The organism is Yoonia sp. (assembly GCF_014859355.1).
Taxonomy (GTDB): Bacteria; Pseudomonadota; Alphaproteobacteria; order Rhodobacterales; family Rhodobacteraceae; genus Yoonia.
In genome coordinates this window covers 1-18,941 of record NZ_JACUUJ010000046.1, presented here as the reverse complement: position 1 = coordinate 18,941, position 18,941 = coordinate 1, and the positions used below count along the sequence as shown (strand labels likewise).

At 56.5% G+C, this 18,941-nt stretch carries 20 protein-coding genes; 17 read left to right on the top strand and 3 right to left on the bottom strand.

Annotated elements, in window-relative coordinates:
* The first annotated feature begins 237 nt into the window (after positions 1-237).
* From IBX59_RS13120 to IBX59_RS13090, 7 genes are all read left to right on the top strand, one after another.
* On the top strand, positions 238-1,272 hold the full coding sequence (locus IBX59_RS13120; RefSeq protein ID WP_296376285.1) for a LacI family DNA-binding transcriptional regulator: 1,035 nt from the start codon (positions 238-240) through the stop codon (positions 1,270-1,272).
* A 181-nt stretch (positions 1,273-1,453) separates the two neighbouring features.
* Positions 1,454-2,356 (top strand): LysR family transcriptional regulator, encoded by a 903-nt coding sequence (locus IBX59_RS13115; RefSeq protein ID WP_296376284.1) that lies wholly within the window; start codon positions 1,454-1,456, stop codon positions 2,354-2,356.
* Positions 2,357-2,523: 167 nt separating this feature from the next.
* Positions 2,524-3,681, top strand: a complete 1,158-nt coding sequence (locus IBX59_RS13110; RefSeq protein ID WP_296376282.1) for an ABC transporter substrate-binding protein — start codon at positions 2,524-2,526, stop codon at positions 3,679-3,681.
* A gap of 82 nt (positions 3,682-3,763) precedes the next feature.
* Positions 3,764-4,753, top strand: a complete 990-nt coding sequence (locus tag IBX59_RS13105; RefSeq protein ID WP_296376280.1) for an ABC transporter ATP-binding protein — start codon at positions 3,764-3,766, stop codon at positions 4,751-4,753.
* Complete coding sequence (locus IBX59_RS13100) at positions 4,753-5,727, top strand: ABC transporter permease (protein ID WP_296376278.1); 975 nt, start codon at positions 4,753-4,755, stop codon at positions 5,725-5,727. The genes IBX59_RS13105 and IBX59_RS13100 overlap by 1 nt, the downstream gene beginning before the upstream one ends.
* Positions 5,717-6,526 (top strand): ABC transporter permease, encoded by an 810-nt coding sequence (locus tag IBX59_RS13095; protein WP_296376276.1) that lies wholly within the window; start codon positions 5,717-5,719, stop codon positions 6,524-6,526. The genes IBX59_RS13100 and IBX59_RS13095 overlap by 11 nt, the downstream gene beginning before the upstream one ends.
* Before the next feature lie 48 nt (positions 6,527-6,574).
* Positions 6,575-7,999, top strand: a complete 1,425-nt coding sequence (locus tag IBX59_RS13090) for a gamma-aminobutyraldehyde dehydrogenase (protein ID WP_296376287.1) — start codon at positions 6,575-6,577, stop codon at positions 7,997-7,999.
* Between the two features lie 69 nt (positions 8,000-8,068).
* On the opposite strand, the gene IBX59_RS13085 is transcribed toward IBX59_RS13090, so the two are convergent.
* Positions 8,069-8,953 carry an HAD hydrolase-like protein gene (locus IBX59_RS13085; RefSeq protein WP_296376274.1) on the bottom strand — a complete coding sequence of 295 codons (885 nt, stop codon included), beginning with the start codon at positions 8,951-8,953 and terminating at the stop codon, positions 8,069-8,071.
* A 244-nt stretch (positions 8,954-9,197) separates the two neighbouring features.
* On the opposite strand from IBX59_RS13085, the gene IBX59_RS13080 reads away from it, so the two are divergent.
* The 7 genes from IBX59_RS13080 (at position 9,198) to IBX59_RS13050 (ending at position 16,578) form a co-directional block, all read left to right on the top strand.
* Positions 9,198-9,977 carry a DeoR/GlpR family DNA-binding transcription regulator gene (locus IBX59_RS13080; protein ID WP_296376272.1) on the top strand — a complete coding sequence of 260 codons (780 nt, stop codon included), beginning with the start codon at positions 9,198-9,200 and terminating at the stop codon, positions 9,975-9,977.
* Complete coding sequence (locus IBX59_RS13075; protein ID WP_296376270.1) at positions 9,974-10,996, top strand: ABC transporter ATP-binding protein; 1,023 nt, start codon at positions 9,974-9,976, stop codon at positions 10,994-10,996. The genes IBX59_RS13080 and IBX59_RS13075 overlap by 4 nt, the downstream gene beginning before the upstream one ends.
* Before the next feature lie 49 nt (positions 10,997-11,045).
* The gene (locus IBX59_RS13070) at positions 11,046-12,314 is read left to right on the top strand and encodes an ABC transporter substrate-binding protein (RefSeq protein ID WP_296376268.1); all 1,269 of its coding nucleotides are present in this window, start codon (positions 11,046-11,048) and stop codon (positions 12,312-12,314) included.
* 65 nt (positions 12,315-12,379) lie between these two features.
* Positions 12,380-13,273 carry a carbohydrate ABC transporter permease gene (locus IBX59_RS13065; RefSeq protein WP_296376266.1) on the top strand — a complete coding sequence of 298 codons (894 nt, stop codon included), beginning with the start codon at positions 12,380-12,382 and terminating at the stop codon, positions 13,271-13,273.
* Positions 13,270-14,079, top strand: coding sequence for a carbohydrate ABC transporter permease (locus IBX59_RS13060; protein ID WP_296376264.1), 810 nt, complete (start codon positions 13,270-13,272; stop codon positions 14,077-14,079). The genes IBX59_RS13065 and IBX59_RS13060 overlap by 4 nt, the downstream gene beginning before the upstream one ends.
* Positions 14,076-14,867: a phosphodiesterase gene (locus IBX59_RS13055; RefSeq protein WP_296376262.1), complete on the top strand. Its 792-nt coding sequence runs from the start codon at positions 14,076-14,078 to the stop codon at positions 14,865-14,867. The genes IBX59_RS13060 and IBX59_RS13055 overlap by 4 nt, the downstream gene beginning before the upstream one ends.
* A 28-nt stretch (positions 14,868-14,895) precedes the next feature.
* Positions 14,896-16,578 carry a Na/Pi cotransporter family protein gene (locus IBX59_RS13050; protein WP_296376260.1) on the top strand — a complete coding sequence of 561 codons (1,683 nt, stop codon included), beginning with the start codon at positions 14,896-14,898 and terminating at the stop codon, positions 16,576-16,578.
* Positions 16,579-16,901: 323 nt separating this feature from the next.
* Here the strand turns inward: IBX59_RS13050 and IBX59_RS13045 are convergent, their stop codons facing one another.
* The gene (locus IBX59_RS13045; RefSeq protein ID WP_296376258.1) at positions 16,902-17,681 is read right to left on the bottom strand and encodes a substrate-binding domain-containing protein; all 780 of its coding nucleotides are present in this window, start codon (positions 17,679-17,681) and stop codon (positions 16,902-16,904) included.
* 45 nt (positions 17,682-17,726) lie between these two features.
* Positions 17,727-17,852 carry a LysR family transcriptional regulator gene (locus IBX59_RS13040; protein ID WP_296376256.1) on the bottom strand — a complete coding sequence of 42 codons (126 nt, stop codon included), beginning with the start codon at positions 17,850-17,852 and terminating at the stop codon, positions 17,727-17,729.
* An 11-nt stretch (positions 17,853-17,863) separates the two neighbouring features.
* Between IBX59_RS13040 and IBX59_RS13035 the strand changes: the two genes are divergently transcribed.
* The 3 genes from IBX59_RS13035 to IBX59_RS13025 all read left to right on the top strand — a co-directional run bounded on the left by IBX59_RS13035 (position 17,864) and on the right by IBX59_RS13025 (position 18,906).
* Positions 17,864-18,121 (top strand): hypothetical protein, encoded by a 258-nt coding sequence (locus IBX59_RS13035; protein WP_296376254.1) that lies wholly within the window; start codon positions 17,864-17,866, stop codon positions 18,119-18,121.
* 18 nt (positions 18,122-18,139) lie between these two features.
* Positions 18,140-18,424, top strand: coding sequence for a hypothetical protein (locus IBX59_RS13030; RefSeq protein ID WP_296376253.1), 285 nt, complete (start codon positions 18,140-18,142; stop codon positions 18,422-18,424).
* Between the two features lie 299 nt (positions 18,425-18,723).
* Positions 18,724-18,906 (top strand): hypothetical protein, encoded by a 183-nt coding sequence (locus IBX59_RS13025; protein WP_296376251.1) that lies wholly within the window; start codon positions 18,724-18,726, stop codon positions 18,904-18,906.
* Positions 18,907-18,941: the final 35 nt, after the last annotated feature.

The following is an 18,941-nucleotide window of genomic DNA, read 5'->3' as shown; positions in this document are numbered from 1 at the left end:
TGTCATAGACCGGCACGTTCTTGGGGGCGGCGATGGCGTTGGGAATATCGGCGATATTGGTCTTTTGCGCCGTATGTGCCGCGAAATCAGCCAGACTGCATGCGGATTCATCGTAAAAACCCGTATCGGGGGTGATTGAGCCGTGGTTCATTTTGGCATCCTCTCATGGATATATTCTGGCCAGCATAGCGATGGGCCATCTTGTTCAGATCACAAAAACACATCAAGAATACATCAATGACACATCGTTTTCCCATCAAGGAGATTGCCCGGCAAGCCGGGCTTGGCACGGCCACCGTTGACCGTGTGCTGAACAACCGGTCCCATGTCAGCCCCCAGACCCGTAATCGCGTTGCGGCGGCCCTGCGCGAATTGGAGGCGCAAGAGGCGCAGCTGGTGGCCAAGGGCAGGAGGATCATTCTTGATGTGCTGGCCGAGTCGCCAAAACGGTTTTCGCGTGAAATTCGCCTTGCCGCAGAGTCCGCTGTGGGGTCCATCCCGAGCGCTGCAATCCGGCTTCGTTTTCAATTTCAGGAAGTCATGACCGAAGCAGAAACCATTGCCGCGCTGAACCGCATCGCCAATCGTGGTAGCCACGGTCTGTGCCTCAAGGCACGCGACACGCCTGCTGTGCGCGATGCGATTGGCCGGTTGGCAGCGGCGCGGATTCCCGTCTTTACGCTGGTCACGGACTTGCCGCTGACGGCGCGCCAAGGGTATTTTGGCCTGAACAATGCGCAGGCAGGGCGCACAGCTGCCTATCTGATGGCGCAAAGCCTGCCTGCGTTGAAAGGCACCGTGCTGATGTCGCGCAGCCAAGACAGTTTTCGTGGTGAAACTGACCGCTATACCGCCTTTTGCGACCTGATCACGACCTTGCGGCCGGGCGTGCGGTTGATGGATGTCAGCGGCGGTGCCGGGGTGACGGCAACTACGGCGCAGCGGTTGCAGTCTGTTCTGGCGACGGGTGCGTCTGTGACTGCCGTCTATTCCATGGGCGGCGGCAATGCGGCGATTTTGCGGGTGCTGGCCGCGCACGGCCAAACCCCCGCAGTTTTCGTGGCGCATGATCTTGACCGCGAAAACAGGCATCTTTTGGCGGTTGGGGCAATTCAGTATGTACTGCACCACGACCTGGAAAAAGACATGCGCACCCTCTTGGGCGCGGCGCTTGGCGGGTTCAAAAGCATGCCTGCCGTCCGCAATGTCGCATCAAGCGCGGTGCAGATCATCACCCCCTTTAATCTGTCAGACCTGTCAGGCGGTGTGTGAGGTTTGGCGGCAGCCATGGTGCGGCAGATGTCGTTGGCCCGTGCGCCCGTGATTTCAGAGAAAGAGAAATGGTCGCACCAGCCTGCATGCCGATCCGCGTCTTGCATGTCTTGCACCCTGATGTTTGCATAAGCCAGGGTCGGGCCACAGGTTCAACACCCCCAAAACGAGGAGACAGATCATGGCCTTTACCCTGCGGCAGTTGCAGTTTTTTATCGCTGCGGCCGAACAGGGGTCGGTGACAGGGGCGGCGCGTGTCTTGTCGATCTCGCAATCCTCGGTGACAGAAGCGATCCGCGCGTTAGAGGATGATCTGGGCGTCACCCTGTTCGAGAGACACGCCCGGGGCCTGATGATCACCCATTTGGGAAGCCAGTTCCTGCGCCATGCGCAACAGATTCTGGCCGATGTGTCGAACGCGCGGCGGGCGTTTCGCGATCAGCCAGAGCAGGAAGGCGGGCGTCTGGCGCTGGGCGTGACATCGCTTGTCGCGGGGTATGTGCTGTCGGATATTCTGGCGCGATTCCGCCGCGCCCACCCCAAGATCGAGCTGAGCGTGATCGAGGATAGCGGTGAATATTTGCAGCACTTGCTGATCGGTGGCGAACTGGATGTCGCGGTTCTTTTGACGTCGTCGGTCAAGGACCGGATGGCGCTGCAAGTGGAAACACTGCTGGTGTCGCCCTATCGGTTATGGTTGCCGCTGGGGCATCCTTTGGGGCAGTCTGATGCCATTGCACTGGATCAGTTGGCAGATGAACCGATTATTCAGTTGATGGTGGACGAAATCGAAGAAAGCATGCGCGAACTTATGATGGCCATGGCTGTCAAGCCGCGCATTGCCTTTCGCACGCGGTCGGTCGAGGCGTTGCGCAGCCTTGTTGCCACGGGGGCCGGGCTCGCTATTTTGCCGGGCATGGTCTATCGGCCTTGGTCGCTGGAAGGGGACCGAATCGAAATTCGTGATGTCTCGGGTGATCTGCCAACGGTTCAGGTGGGGCTGGCGTGGCGTCGGGGTGCGCCGCTGGGCCAACCTGCCCGTAATTTCATCAGGGTGGCACAATCAACGCTGCCGGGGCGCTAAGTCTGCTTTCTGCAATAACCTGAAAATACACGCAAACCCGTGGCTTGCGTGACCTATCGGAAAAACCGATGGCAGGCTTCTGCATTTTGATATTGCGAAGATGTTCATGGGTCTTAACCTGATTTTAAAATCGTGCCGATCAGGGCCGTGACACAGGGAGCACTGAAATGAAACACCTGAAACTATTGGGAACCACAGCATTGGCAGCGATCATCGGTTTCAGCCCGGCGATGGCGCAGGTTGCAGAACTCGGCACGCCAGAGGGCAAGCTGAACATTGTTGCTTGGCCCGGCTATATCGAGCGTGGCGAAACGATGGCGGAATTCGACTGGGTCACCAGTTTTGAAGAATCGACAGGCTGCATGGTGCAGGTCAAGTCTGCCAATACATCTGACGAGATGGTGGCGCTGATGAATGAAGGCGGCTTTGACCTGGTCACCGCTTCGGGCGACGCATCGCTGCGGTTGGTGGCGGGGCAACGTGTGCAGCCGATCAATCTGTCGCTGATCCCTTCTTGGGATACGGTCGATGATCGCCTGAAAGAAGCGCCTTGGTATGTCGTCGATGGTGTGCATTACGGGGTGCCCTATCAGTGGGGTCCGAACGTTTTGATGTATAACACCGACGTGTTTGGTGACAGCCCGCCGAATTCTTGGGATGTCGTGTTCGCGGAAATGGACCTGCCCGATGGCCAGACCAACAAAGGGCGCGTGCAGGCCTATGACGGGCCGATCCATATTGCGGATGCCGCGCAATACCTGATGTATCATAGCCCGGAACTGGGGATCACATCGCCCTATGAACTGAACCAGGCACAATATGACGCCGCACTGGATCTGCTGCGCGTGCAGCGCACGCTGACGGCGCGTTACTGGCATGACGCCTTTATCCAGATGGATGACTTCCGCAACGAAGGTATGGCGGCATCTGGCACCTGGCCGTTTCAGGTGAACCTGTTGCAGGGTGACGGCGTGCCGGTGGCCAGCGTGATCCCGCAGGAAGGGGCAACCGGCTGGGCCGATACCACGATGATGCATGTAAATGCCGAAAACACCACATGTGCCTATTTGTGGATCGAACACTCATTGTCATCCAATCTTCAGGCGGATCTGTCCGTTTGGTTCGGGGCAAACCCTGTCGTGCCAGCGGCCTGCACCGACGGGCGTGGGATGCAAACCGCTGAAGGTTGCACAAAGAACGGTTTTGATGACTTCGACAGAATCCGGTTCTGGACAACCCCCGTGTCCAGTTGCGAAAGCCAAGATGAATGCGTGCCCTATTATCGTTGGGTATCGGATTACATCGGTGTGATAGGCGGACGTTAAACACCACTCACTTACCGCTCACACCTGACAGGCGCCCCCCGATTATACGGGGGGCGTCACTTGATAAATTTGGACCTGCCCCATGACCGCTGCTGTCGAATTTTTAAATGTATCACGCCATTTCGGATCAATCCGAGCGGTAGATCGCCTTGACCTGATGATCGCGGAAGGGACATTTTTTGCCATGCTTGGCCCTTCGGGGTCGGGCAAGACAACCTGTCTGCGGCTGATTTCCGGGTTTGAACAGCCAACCGGCGGGGTCATTCGTATTTTCGGGCAGGACTGTAGCGCGGTGCCGCCCAATCGGCGCAATGTGAATACGGTCTTTCAGGATTATGCCCTGTTTCCGCATATGAACGTGCGTGACAACGTGGCCTATGGCCTGATGGTGCGCGGGGTGGATAAGCGCACGCGCCTTGCGCGGGCCGATGAGTTGCTGGGACTGGTCAAATTGGATGATTACGGCAAGCGCAAGCCTGGCGAGTTATCAGGCGGCCAGCGCCAGCGCGTCGCCTTGGCCCGTGCGCTGATAAACGAACCGCGCGTGTTGCTGCTGGATGAACCGCTTGGCGCGCTGGACCTGAAACTGCGCGAGGCGATGCAGGACGAATTGAAGGCGCTGCAACAGCGGCTTGGCATCACATTTGTGTTTGTCACCCATGATCAGAGCGAGGCCCTGTCCATGGCGGATCAGGTGGCCGTTTTTTCGGATGGGAAGATCGCCCAAATTGGCACCCCCGCCGAGATTTACGACAAGCCAAGGACAAGGTTCGTGGCTGATTTTGTCGGGTCGTCCAATGTCCTGAGCAGCGACATGGCGGCGCATTTTGGTGGCCCGGCGCGTCCGGCCAGCCTGCGCCCTGAATCTGTGCGCATCGTTGATGATGGCGCGCGCGTCCATGGCCATGTGACCACGCTGCGTTATCTTGGGTCAGGCACCCGCGTTGTCGTCACAGTGCCGGGTGGCGAAATATCGGTGTTTCTGGGCAAAGAAGCGCTCCTGCCGGAAAAAGGCAGCGCAGTTGGCCTGACGTGGGATTCGCAGGCCATGCATGTGATGGAGCAGGACTGATGACGCTGGCGGCGGATCTGACCCCGAGAGAGGCAAAACCAAACGGAGCAGTCCTGCCAAGCCGCGGGTTGGGCGACCGTGTATCGGCGGTGTTCTGGCGGCACCCCAATGTGCTGCTGGTCACACTGCTGGCGTTGCCCTTGCTTTGGCTGGTTGTCGTTTACCTTGGGTCATTGGCGGCGCTGCTGTTGCAAAGCTTTTATTCCATTGATGAATTCTCGGGGATGATCAGGCGTGAATTCACGCTGTCCACATATGCCGAACTGCTGCGCCCGGCAAATATGGATATCATTATCCGCACCGTATCAATGTCGGCCGCCGTGACGCTGGGGGCCGTGATTATCGCCTTTCCCATCGCTTATTTTGCGGCCCGCTATGCGCGCGGGCATTGGAAGGCGCTGTTTTATCTGGGGGTCATGCTGCCCTTGTGGTCGTCGTATCTGGTCAAGGTCTATGCGTGGAAATTGATCCTTGCCCGTGAAGGAATTATCACTTGGGTGACTGATGGCATTGGCGCGTCGGCGGTGCTGAACGGTATTCTGGCCCTGCCGGTCATCGGGGGCAGTTCGCTGTCCACCAGTTATATCGGAACGTGGTTGGTTTTTCTGTATGTCTGGTTGCCTTACATGATCCTGCCGATGCAGGCGTCGCTGGAACGGGTGCCGCAATCCATGCTGGAAGCTTCGGCTGATCTGGGGGCAAGCCGCTGGCAGACGTTGCGCACGGTGATTTTTCCGCTGGCCCTGCCGGGGATCATTGCCGGGTCGATCTTTACCTTTTCACTGACGATGGGAGATTACATCATCCCGCAGATCGTCGGATCGTCGCGCCGGTTTATCGGGCAGGCGGTTTACCAGTTGCAGGGCACGGCGGGCAACATTCCGCTGGCGGCGGCCTTTGCCGTGGTGCCCATCGTCATCATGCTGATCTATCTGACCATCGCACGGCGCAAGGGGGCTTTTGATGCGCTCTGACAATCGCCCACCGCTTTTTTTGACCATATCCGCCATCGGAGGGCTGCTGTTTTTGCACCTGCCGATCCTGCTGATCTTTCTGTATGCGTTCACCACGGATGAACGCACCTACCAGTTCCCGCCGCCCGGCCTGACAACGCAATGGTTTGCGGTCGCATGGCACCGTGCGGATATCTGGCCTGCGCTTTATCTGTCACTGCGGGTTGCCGCGTTATCGACTATCATGGCGTTGATCCTTGGCACGCTGTGTGCCGCAGCAATGGCGCGCACGCGGTTTTTTGGCCGCGATCAGATCAGCTTGTTGATCATCCTGCCGATTGCGCTGCCGGGGATCATTACGGGTATGTCGCTGCGGTCTGCGTTTTCGATCATGGATATCCCGTTTTCGACATGGACGATCCTGATGGGGCACGCGACCTTTTGTATCGTGATCGTTTTCAATAACGCGGTCGCGCGGTTTCGGCGGTTGTCTGGCTCGATCGTCGAGGCATCATTGGATCTGGGGGCGAATAGTTTTCAAACCTTTCGCTATGTTTTGCTGCCCAACCTGGGGTCGGCGCTGTTGGCGGGGGGGATGCTGGCCTTTGCGCTGTCGTTTGACGAGGTGATCGTGACGACCTTTACCGCAGGCCAGCAAAGCACGCTGCCGATCTGGATGCTGAACGAACTGGTGCGGCCGCGTCAGCGCCCTGTCACCAATGTTGTCGCGATTGTAGTTTTCTTGACGACTTTCGTGCCGATCCTCATCGCCTACTACCTGACGCGCGGTGGGTCTGAAACCGCTGGCGGGGGCAAGTGAACCCGCACATGAACGCAATGACCCAAGGGAGGTTACCACATGGGCAAGATTGATACAGACCTGTTGATCGGTGATCGGTTTGAACCGGGCCAGGATGCAGCAGAACCCATCCTTGATCCGCGCACCGGCGCGCTGATCCTTGATGTCCCCGAGGCGAGCACAGCGCAGGTTGACCGCGCGGTTGCAGCAGCACGCAAGGCGTTTGAAACCTGGTCGCGCACAACACCTGGCGAACGGTCCGCCGCATTGTTGCGGATCGCTGACAGGGTCGAAGCCGAGGCGCAGGGGTTTGCTGCGCTAGAGGCATTGAACTGTGGTAAGCCGATCAATGCGGCGCTGAACGATGAAATTCCCGCCATTGTAGATTGCTATCGCTTTTTCGCGGGTGCCGTGCGCTGCCAGACCGGGGCGATTGCGGGTGAATATTTGGAAGGCCACACCAGCATGATCCGGCGCGATCCTATCGGGGTCGTCGCGTCGATTGCGCCGTGGAACTATCCGCTGATGATGATGGCGTGGAAACTGGCCCCGGCAATCGGCGGCGGCAATACAGTTGTGTTCAAACCATCCGAACAGACCCCCCTGACGGCGCTGAAAATGGCACATATCATGGCCGAAGAATTGCCCGCAGGCGTTGTTAACGTTTTGCCCGGGCGCGGGCATACGGTGGGCAACCATCTGATCAATCATCCAGATGTGGATATGATCAGCCTGACGGGTGATGTCGCCACAGGCAAAAAGATGCTGGATGCTGCCGCTAAAACGGTCAAACGCACCCATCTGGAACTGGGCGGCAAAGCCCCTGTCATCGTGTTCGATGATGCCGATGTGGCGCAGGTTGTGGAAGGGTTGCGCGCCTTTGGCTTTTATAATGCTGGTCAGGACTGCACTGCAGCTTGCCGGATCTATGCCGGTAAAAAGGTTTACGACAAACTGGTCGCCGATCTGACTTCGGCGGTGGCAACCATCGCGCTTGGCAATGATGACGACAGCACAAACGAAATCGGCCCCCTGATCAGCCTGCGCCAGCGTGACCGCGTGGCCAGCTTTGTCAACCGCGCGCGCGAAATGAACCATATCGAGGTCACAACGGGGGGTGAGGTCATGGACAAAGGGTTTTATTATCGGCCAACGGTCGTGGCGGGTGCCACCCAAGCCGATGAAATCGTCCGGCGCGAGGTATTCGGCCCTGTCGTGTCGATCACCCCGTTTTCCGATCTGGAAGAGGCCGTGACATGGGCCAATGACAGCGATTACGGGCTTGCTTCGTCGGTGTGGACAAATGACGTGGGTCGCGCAATGGCAACAGCCGCCCGGCTGCGCTATGGCTGCACATGGATCAATACCCATTTCATGCTGGTCAATGAAATGCCGCATGGCGGGATCAAGAAATCTGGCTATGGCAAGGACATGTCGTCTTATGCGCTGGAAGATTATACCTTTGTCCGGCATGTGATGATCAATCACGGCTAAGCGATACAACTGCCCCTGACCTGCGCAATTGGGTCGGGGGCTTTGTCGCAATAGGCCAATTTGTGCAGGTCAGATGCGGGCCAGACGCCAATCCGGGAAAAGACAGGCCTGTTCTGAAAATGCCTGCGTGTCGAAACCCGCAAACAAGCCGTCTTGTGTCACAAGCACAGTGCGCCACCCACGGGCGGTCGCCCCCAGTATATCTGTGTGCAGGGTATCACCACACATTGCGATTCTGTCCGGTGCAACAGTGGATAATGATGTCTCGATCAGGTCATAGACTTCGCTGAACGGCTTTCCAAAAAACCGGACCTTGTCGGGGAAAAGATCAGCGATCAGATGGCCAAAATGCCCCGGTTCGCGCGAAAAACCATCATCCCGTGGGGCGGCCAAATCAGCGTTTCCGATCAAGAGATTGCGAGGATGGCGCTGCATCGCGGCAGTCAAAAGGTCTTGCCTGGCTGGCGTCCAATCGGCGGTTGATAGAAACAGGAACTGATCGACCGCATCATAGTCTGCTGCCTTGTCGCCAAGCCGTATCACCGTGGCGGGCAGGTCGTGCAATTGGTCAGTTTTGGCGGCGATGACGCCGCACTGGCCTTTGCCCAGATACAGCAGCGCGGCTTCGCGGCTGGTGATGATTTCATCATCTTCAACACCAATCCCAAGGCTTTTGAACTTTGCAATCGCGCCGCTTCGGTCATAACTGGCCGCATTTGTCAGAATACGAATGGCGCAGCCGCGCGCGCGCAGCTGGTCCAGCCTGCGATCTGCCCCGGGAATCATGGTGTCCCCGACATTCAGAACGCCAAATGCGTCAAAAACAAAGGCGTCTATGTCGTCGGCAATATCCAGCAATGACGAAATTTCGACTGTCACCCGGGGCAAAGTCACTTTTGGAAACCGGCTGCGAACTTGCTGATAACGATCAAAGATTGCTTGCGTTGTAAGCATTTTCCCCCGCAATGTTCTATGGCTTCACGCCTTTGCGTCACGTTAAGGGTAAATCCTAGAAGGGGAAGAAAAAACAATAAAACAACATTTTTTAATAAAAAATCGATTATGCCACACAAATGTAACAGAATTTCTACGTTTTTGAGGGATATTACGGTAAATATTGCGATTAAAGTAAAATAAATATGTTGTTTTGTTGTTTTTTTGATCCTAGCATGACTGTAGACTTTCCAGTGAGGTTGGCATGTCATCAAAAATGCAACGCCGGCACGATGCTATCACGGCACTTGTGTTGGAACAGGGTGCTGTCACCGTTGGCTCGCTTGCAGAACGCCTTGGTGTCTCGATGCAGACAATCCGTCGTGATGTAGAGACCCTGTGCCAAGGCGCGATGCTGCGCCGCGTTCACGGTCGGGTCGAGCTGAGCGAAGAGTTGATGAATACGCCGTTTGATCAGCGCGCGGGCACCAATCTGGTTGGCAAACGCGCCATTGGCGAAGCCGCAGCGCAGCTGATCCCCGATGGTTCGACATTGTTCATATCAATCGGATCAACGCCCCTGAGCGTCGCGCTCGCCTTGCGTCGCCGCAAGCGTTTGACGGTCATTACCAACAACCTGAGTGTTGCGATGGCGCTGAGCGAAGAAATGTCAAACCGGATCATCCTTCCCGGCGGAGAACTGCGTCTGCCGGACCGTGATATTTTGGGAAATGACGTTCTGGAATTTTTTGGGCGGTTTCGCGCAGATTTTGCAGTGTTTGGTGCGGCGGGCATCGCAGATGATGGCTGCCTTTTGGAATTTCATACAACCGAAGTCCGCGCGACGCAAAAAATTTGTGAAAATGCGCAGAAATCGATTTTGGTGGTCGATTGGTCAAAGTTCGGACGCCAGGCACCCGCCTTGGGGGACAACATTGCCACAATCGACAAGACGATCATCGACCGGCGTCCGCCCGACAATTATGCGCTGTTGCTGGACAGGATCAAAGACAGGTTGCTGGTGGCCGAAGGAGACGCGACATGACAACGCCCCCGTTTGTGGTGCTGAAAGATATTGCAAAGCGCTGGAATGGCCAGCTGGGCGTCGAAGGTATTTCCTTGGATATTCCCGAAGGCAGCTTTACCGCGTTGCTGGGGCCCTCTGGCTGCGGAAAGTCGACAACGCTGCGCCTTTTGGCCGGGCTGGAATTGCCGGACGAAGGGCACATCCTGATTGACGGCAAGGATGTCACGACCAGCGCGGCATCCGACCGAAACTTGTCCATGGTGTTTCAGTCTTACGCGCTGTTTCCACATCTTTCCGTTGCGGAAAACGTTGTGTTTGGTCTGAAGGTCCGGCGTGTCGCTAAAAAGGAACGCCAGATCAAGCTGCATCGCGCTTTGGAAATCACCGGATTGTTGGGCCTTGAGGACCGAAAGCCCGGGGAATTGTCGGGTGGCCAGCGCCAGCGCGTTGCACTGGCCCGTGCCATTGTTGCAGGTCAGCGCCTTTGCCTGATGGATGAACCGCTGTCCAACCTTGATGCAAAGCTGCGCAATGCGGTGCGCAAGGACATCAAGAAACTTCAGCGCGATCTGGGTATTACGGTGGTCTATGTCACCCATGATCAGACCGAAGCAATGAGCATGGCCGATACTGTTGTGCTGATGAAAGACGGGCATATTCAGCAGGTTGGCGCACCAGAAGACCTGTATAACAAACCCAACAACACTTTTGTGGCTGAATTTATCGGCGCACCGCCGATGGCGTTGATCGGTTCCGGGGCGATTTCGGGCTATGGCGCGGGGCAAACCATCGGAATACGGGCAGAACATATCCAGATTGTGCCCAAAGGCGAGGGGCGGCTCAGATGCACTGTCAATGAAAGCGAATTTCTGGGTTCGGAAACGCTGATTGGCCTGAAACACGCCGATGCGGTTGGCTTGTGCGTGCTTAAACCCGGGTTGTCGATGATGCCCGAAGGTGATGAAATCGACATTACCTTTCACGATGACAACCTGCACGTCTTTGACGCGGCAGGCCACCGGCGTGCCGCCTCGTGAGAAGTAACTTTGCCTGCAAGATTTACTCTGAAAACAAAGGGAGAGTGACATGAAACTATTTTCGACAACCGGTGTGGGTTTGGCTGCTGCAATGGCGGTTGGGCTGGCAGCCCCCGCAAGAGCAGAAATCGAGCTGACAATGTATTACCCGATTGCCGTGGGGGGGGCGTTGACCGACGTGGTGGATGGGATCGTTGCCGACTTTGAGGCTGCAAATCCTGACATCAACGTCACGGCGATCTATTCGGGCAACTATGATGATACGCGTGTGCGGGCGTTGTCTGCACTTGCATCGGGTGAATCCGCACAACTGGCCGTGCTGTTTTCAATTGACGCCTATGACCTGATCGAACAGGATCTGATCGTTCCATTCGAAGAAGTCGCAACATCGGATGCCGACAAGGAATGGCTGAACAGCTTTTATCCCGCGCTGATGGCAAATAGCCTGATCGAAGGTCAGACTTGGGGCATCCCGTTCCAGCGATCAACGATCGTGGCCTACTATAACAAGGACATGTTCCGCGCCGCAGGTCTTGACCCGGAAGCACCGCCAACAACATGGGATGAAATGGTGGAAATGGGAAAGGCCCTGACCCAAGGCGACACCTACGGTCTGATGATCCCGTCAACGGGCTATCCCTACTGGATGTTCCAGGCGCTTGCTATTCAGAACGGCAAGGAACTCATGGCAAATGATGGACTGACGACGTATTTTGACGATCCGGCTGTCGTTGAAACGCTGGAGTTCTGGAAATCTCTGTCAACCGAACATGGCATCATGCCAACAGGCACCGTTGAGTGGGGCACATTGCGTCAGGCGTTTCTGGAAGGGCAAACCGCAATGATGTGGCATTCGACCGGCAACCTGACTGCGGTGAAAAACGCCGCCAGCTTTGATTTCGGTGTCGCGGAACTGCCCGCAAATCTGCGCAAAGGCTCTCCTACAGGGGGCGGTAACTTCTATCTGTTCAAAGATACGACAGACGAAGAACGCGCTGCCGCGCTCAAGCTGATGCAGTTCATGACGGCACCTGAACAGGCTGCGGCATGGTCGATCGGAACTGGTTATATGGGGGTGTCACCTGCCGCCTACGAGACCGAGGCGCTTAGGACCTATACGGCAGATTTTGCCCCTGCGCTTGTGGCACGCAACCAGTTGGAAAGCGCCGTCGCCGAGTTTTCAACCTTTGAAACGGCGCGTGTGCGTGATGGGCTGAACAACGCAATCCAGTCGGCATTGACAGGCGCGAAAGCCCCTGCCGATGCATTGTCTGATGCGCAGGCTTCCGCAGTGCGTCTGCTGGCTGACTATCAATAAGATACCTGGTCAGGGCCGGTGCAACCTGCATCGGCCCGGCTACTTTTGCAGTCCGGAGATACATCATGTCCGCCCATGCCAACCTTGAACGTCGCAGGCAGGCCATCTACGGCTGGCTGTTATTATCCCCCGCTGCTGTATTGCTGACGATCTTTGCGTTTTACCCGTCAATCGCAACCCTGTGGTCAAGCCTGTTTTCCCGCGGCACACGCCGCAACCCGGCCGAATTTATCGGCAGCGGAAACTATGCTGATCTTTTCGCGGACCCGACGTTCTGGCTCGTGGTCAAGAACAACCTGTTTTATGCGGGCGTAACGATCCCGGCGTCTATTTTCATTGCGCTTGCCATGGCGCTTTGGGCCAACTCCAAGATTTCTGCGCGGGGCTTTGTGCGGACCGCCTATTTCACGCCAACCGTTTTGCCGATGATTGCTGCCGCGAATCTGTGGCTGTTTTTCTACACACCCGGACTGGGCGTGCTGGACCAGATCGGAAGCATCTTCGGCCTGCCATCCGTCAACTGGCTGGGTCAGCCAGAGACAGCACTTTGGGCCATCATCATCGTGACGATATGGAAAGAGGCGGGGTTCTTCATGATCTTCTATCTTGCCGCTTTGCAGACGATCCCCGAAGACCTAAAAGAAGCCGCCGACATTGAAGGCACCAGCCGCTGGACCTATACCCGGCGGATCGTGCTGCCACTGCTGATGCCAACAACGCTGTTTATCGCCGTCAATGCGATGATCAATTCGGTCAAGCTGATTGACCACCTGTTCATCCTGACCAAAGGCGGGCCGTCAGATGCGTCCAAACTGATCCTTTATTACATCTGGGAAATGGCCTTTGCGTTTTTCGATGCACCTCACGCGGCGGCAATGACGATCCTTGTGATCGCCGTATTGGGGCTCGTTGCGGCGGTGCAGTTCTTTTATCTTGATAAGCGGACACATTACCAATGAAGAGCCTGACAAAATTCATGGATAGCTTTGGTGCGATCTTGTTGGCCATCATCTGGATTGCGCCGCTGCTGTTTGCCTTTTGGGCTGCGACGCATTCGACGTCTGATGCCGTCAATCTGAACTTGTTCTCACCTTGGACGCTGGAAAATTTTCGCGTGGCCTGGGGCGGGGCGCCCTGGCTGAAATACTTCATGAATACCTTTATGCTGGTGACAGTCATTCTGATTGGGCAGTTTGTTCTGACGACGCTGGCCGGTTTTGCCTTTGCGCAACTGCAATTCCCGGGCAAGGATTACGTCTTTATTCTGGTGTTGATGCAACTTTTCATTCTGCCCGAAGTTCTGATCGTGGAAAACTATGCGATGGTGTCGCGCCTTGGTTTGTTCGATACGATCTTGGGCGTTGGTATGCCTTACATGGCCAGCGCCTTTGGTATTTTCCTGATGCGGCAGGCGTTCAAAGGTGTCCCGATAGAGTTGCACGAAGCCGCTCGTATCGAAGGCTGTGGGTTATTGGGCATCTTGTGGCGGGTCTATGTGCCGTTGGCGAAACCGACTTATCTGGCGTATGCGCTGGTTTCGGTTTCAACCCATTGGAACAACTTCTTGTGGCCCTTGATTGTTACAAACTCGCCCGATACGCGGCCCTTGACCGTCGGGTTGTCAATTTTTGGTGCGCCAGAAAACGGTGTTGATATCAGCGTTATTTCAGCGGCAACCATGATGTCCGTTGCCCCCCTGCTGATTGCTTTTCTGATTTTCCAGCGTCAGTTCGTGCAGGCGTTCCTGCGTGCAGGGATCAAATGACAGCGATCCTGCAACTTAGTGATGCGCATATCGTGCCCAAAGGGGCGCTTGTTTCCGGTCGGCTGGAAACCTCTGCCGCTTTGGCGCGCCTGGTTGGCCGGATCACCACGATCCGTGACCAGATCGGCCCGATCGATGCTGTTTTGGTCAGTGGCGATCTGAGCGACGATGGAAGCCCGGAAAGCTATGTGCGGTTCAAGTCGCTGTTGGCGCCGCTTGATTTGCCGGTCCATGTGATCCCTGGAAACCATGATAACCGCACGGCTATGCGCCACGCATTTGTTGACCTGCTTCCGGTTTCTGGCCCGTTGAACTGGGCATGCCGGGTTGGCGATATCACGATGATCGGCCTTGATACACTGGTTGAAGGACAGGGCCATGGCACCCTGTCAGGTGAAACTCTGGCCTTTTTGGAAACGGCATTGGCGCAGGCTAACAAAACCCCTGTGCTTTTGGCGCTGCATCATCCGCCCTTTCAATCCGGTATGCGCTTTATGGATGCAATCGGTCTGACCAATCGGGCAGCGTTCCGCGATGTCGTTGCGGCATACGGGGGGGCCTTGCGGATTGTCTGCGGACATATCCACACCATGATGGTGGCCGAAATCGCGGGCCATATTGCCTTGTCTGCGCCTGCGCCGTGCAGCACATTCGCCTATGACCGCCGTGCGAATGCGCCAGTTGGCTATTTCACCCAAGAAGATGGTTGCCTTTTGCATCGTTGGGAGGGTGAATTCCAAAGCATCCGTATCGGTCCGGCCGCGGGATCTGGTCCTTTTCCATTCTGATCGTATCCCTTGAAAGAAAGATTGTTCGGTGGATGAACCGCACGTAATCCAGATTCTGATCAGCATTGCAGGCGCTTCGGCCCTGTTGATCTGGGCTGTGCGATTGGTGCGGACCGGGGTGGAACGGGGGTTTGCCGCGCCGATGCGCACCTGGCTGCGACATTCAGCAAAAAACCGTTTGCTTGCAGCCTGCACGGGTTTGGGCGCAGCCGTCTTGCTGCAAAGCGCCACTGCCGTGGCTGTCCTGGTGTCCAGCTTTGTGGCCAAGGGCGGCCTTGCTGCCGCCGTTGGACTGGCAATTCTATTGGGTGCCGATGTTGGGTCTGCCATCGTCACACAGATTCTGACGGTGCGACAACCTATTTTGATTCCGCTGCTTATCCTTGTTGGCGTAGTCATTTTTCTGCGTGGCGAGGGCAGCAGCACGCGGCAGATTGGCCGTATCTTGATTGGGCTGGCTTTGATCTTCGTATCGCTCGACATGATCCGCATGGCCACTGAACCGATGGTGTCAAATCCCGGCACCCAGATAGTCATGGCCTATTTGGGCCGTGATTTGCCGACAGCTTTTTTGATTGGGGCGGTTTTTACGTGGGGGGTGCATTCCAGTGTGGCGGCGGTGCTGCTGTTTGTCACATTGGCCGGGCAGGGGATCCTGCCACTGCCGGCTGCCGCCGCAATGATCCTTGGCGCCAACCTGGGTGGGGCGTTCATTGCCTTTGTCTTGACGTATACGGCACCGATTGTCGCGCGGCGGATGATCATGGCGAACCTGGTTTTGCGTGGTGGCGGCGCAATTTTGGCGCTATTGGTTATCATGGTGATGCCTGATGTATTGGGGTATTTGGGGGGCACGCCGGCGCGGCAATCAATCAATCTACATCTGACGTTCAATTTGATCCTGGCGGTTGTGGCCCTTCCCTTCGTTCGGCCAACGATGTCGGCAGTTACCTATCTGATGAACGAAAAAACGCCTGCAGATAATCCTTTGGATATTATCAGTGCGCTTGACCCCGGCGCGCTGGACAGGCCGCAACGCGGCCTTGATTGCGCCGCGCGCGAACTTTTGAACATGGGGCAGAAGATCGAACAGATGCTTATTGCGATTAACCCGCTCTATGCTCACTGGAACGCCATCCCGGCCAATGCGATCCGCGATCAGGATTCAGCAATCAAAAAGATGCACCTTGATATCAAACTCTATCTGGCACGCTTGTCGCAGAAAGGTCTGGAAGAGGATCTAAGCCGCCGGTCGATGGACCTTGCTGCGATTTCGTCCAGCCTCAATGCTGCGTCCGATGCTATTGCACGTATTATGCTGGAACTGGCTGAAAGGTTGGATTCACAAAAACTGCGGTTTTCGCCGGAGGGCCGCGAAGAGATCAACGACTTTACGGACCGGGTCCAAAGCAATGTGCAACTGGCGCTGAACGTGATGATGAACCAAAACCCCGCCGAAGCACGCGAACTTGTCGCGGCAAAGGAAAAGGTGCGTCAGGTCGAACAGAAGTTGCAACGCAACCATCTTGGCCGGTTGCGCGACGGATTGGTGGAAAGCATAGAAACCAGCAATATCCATCAGGAAACGCTTAGGGCGCTGAAACAGATCAACACCGCGTTTTCAATGGTCGGCTACCCCATCCTTGTGAAATCCGGTGATCTGCTCGACAGCCGTCTTACGCAAGGCAATGGTATGAACGATTATTCCTGAGTGCGGCATAAAACCGACTGGTGTTTGTGCAGTTGAACGGGGGCGGTTGATCAGGGCGGGACGCGGGATATAGATAAGACAGATATCTACCCCGGCATGCTAAACTGCGCCGTGTCTGTTGTAATGGCAAGATCGCAACCGGCGCCCAATTGAAGGCCTGCTGCGGTGGCAAAGGGGCAGGGCCATTGCGCCCGCGTCATTGCGAACACCTCGTGCGGGGCCGTCGCTTTTTGCCGCCATATCTACCGCTGCCTAAGGTCGCCAAGGCCAAAGCCGCATCACCGGCATTATCTAGCTTTCAAACCATGCCAACAGGGCCGTGTTCAGGTGCTCCAGATCACGGCGTTTTCGTGGCGCAGGATGACGGCGCGCAGATCGTCAAACGCCGCAGTGATAAAGCGCACCAGCTTGTCTGATGCGGGCAAGGCCGGCGCGTCTTTCAGCCGCAGGAGACCCAGAGACCGGTCAGGTTGGGGGATTTGTATCGGCACGGTCTTGAATTTGCCGGTCTGGCGAAACGCGAGCAGAACACTTTGCGGCAGCACGGTCAGGGCTTCGTTTTCTTCGATATAGTTCAGCACGCTCATCGGGGATCCGCCGGAATAGCGCACGTTCACCTCGCTCATGCCGATGGACAGCAGGATCGAATGAATGTCCGCCAACAGCGGCGAACCGGGTAGGGGCGGGATCCACGGATAGCGCAGCAAATCGTTTGATGTGACCGATTTTTTCCGAAACAGCGGGTGCCTTGCACGGGCGGCGACCACGTTGCGCCCCGGCAGAATTTCAGTGAATTGCAGTTCTGATCCGGGTTCTGCGACACCCAGTGGGCAAATCGCTAAATCCAATTGCCCCGATCGCAGGCCGGCCTGCATTTCGGGCAGGTTACCGTAGGATTGATCAACGCGAATATCGGGCCATTTGACCTGAAACTGCCCGATCATCCGCGAAATCACCGCATCCATGAAAAACTGCACCCCGCCGATCCGCACCGTCCCGGCAGAGCCTGCGCGAAAACTGCTGACGGTTTCGGATGCCTTGCGCCCCGCCTCTAGAATGATCTTGCCACGAACGGCCAATTGCCGCTCGATGATCGTTGGCACCAAGGGCCTGCGACCGGGCAAGAACAAAGGCTCGCCCAAGCGTTTTCACAGTGTGGACAGGGTGCGCGACACGGCAGTCTGGCTAAGCCCCAGCAGGTTCGCCCCTTCGGTCACGCTGCCCGCTTCGATCACGGCAGAAAGCTGGGCCAGATGCTTTGCATCAATTTTCATAGCAAATCGTTATGTTGGATGCTGAAAATTCGATACAATCGAATGTCGCGCCGATTAAGCTTTTTGTCAAACGGGAGGCGTGCAGCAACCGGGCGTGTCACATGGCATGCAGGCTGTCTGCAACGGATTGGTCCGCGCAGGCGGGCATCAACGCGCTATATTCTGGGTGGAAAAACCACGGCCAGATCAGTGGCTATCATCATTTGACGCTCGGCACGCATGGCGTGCAGGAAGACTATGATTTTTACACCAAAACGCTTGGGCTGTAGTCGATCAAGCGCACGGTATTGTTTGACGGCGTGTTGCCAGTCCATCACCTTTACGACGGGTCGAACCAGTCAAAGGTTGTGATGCAGTCGATTCCGGTGGGGGCCAGTGAACATTGGGTCAACCGTTTGAACGAAATGGGCGTATCGGCCACCAAAACCACATGGTTAGGGGCGGATCGCGTGGTCTTTGCCCACCCTTGCGGTATTCCGCACGAGTTGGTCGAAAACCCAAGCGACAAACGTCAGCTCATCGTGAACGAGGCACAGGGCGTGTCGGCGCAACACGGGATCAAGGGCATCTAGGGTGGTGCTGTGTCCGTAATGGACCGCACCGCGATGGATGATTTCCTGTCCATTGCCCTGCCGATGGAAAAGGTTGCAGACAACCACGAAGGTCTGGTTTTCGCCGTGCCCACCAATGATGGCGCGACATCCATGGTCGAGGTGCTGCACGAACCTGACGTGGCCCAGGGCACATGGACGCTTGCGGGCGGCACCATCTACCACTTGGCGCTGAGTACTGGCGACGAAGAAAACCAGATGGCCCTGCGCGCGCACATCGAAGGGTTGGGGTTCACGGATATATCCGAAAAAAGGACCGGATGTATTTCAAATCCTGTGATGTGCGCAGCCCCGGTGGCGCGCTGTTCGAACTGGCATGGACCGTCCCCGAAGGCTGGGCGAAGGATAAACCGGCAGATGCCATCGGCCAGACGCTGGTGTTCCCGCCATGGTTTTCCGAACGGCAGGCCGAAATGGAAGCAGGGCTGGGTGTTCACCGCTGACGGGGATTGGCGGCGAGGCATGTGAAGATGCTGCG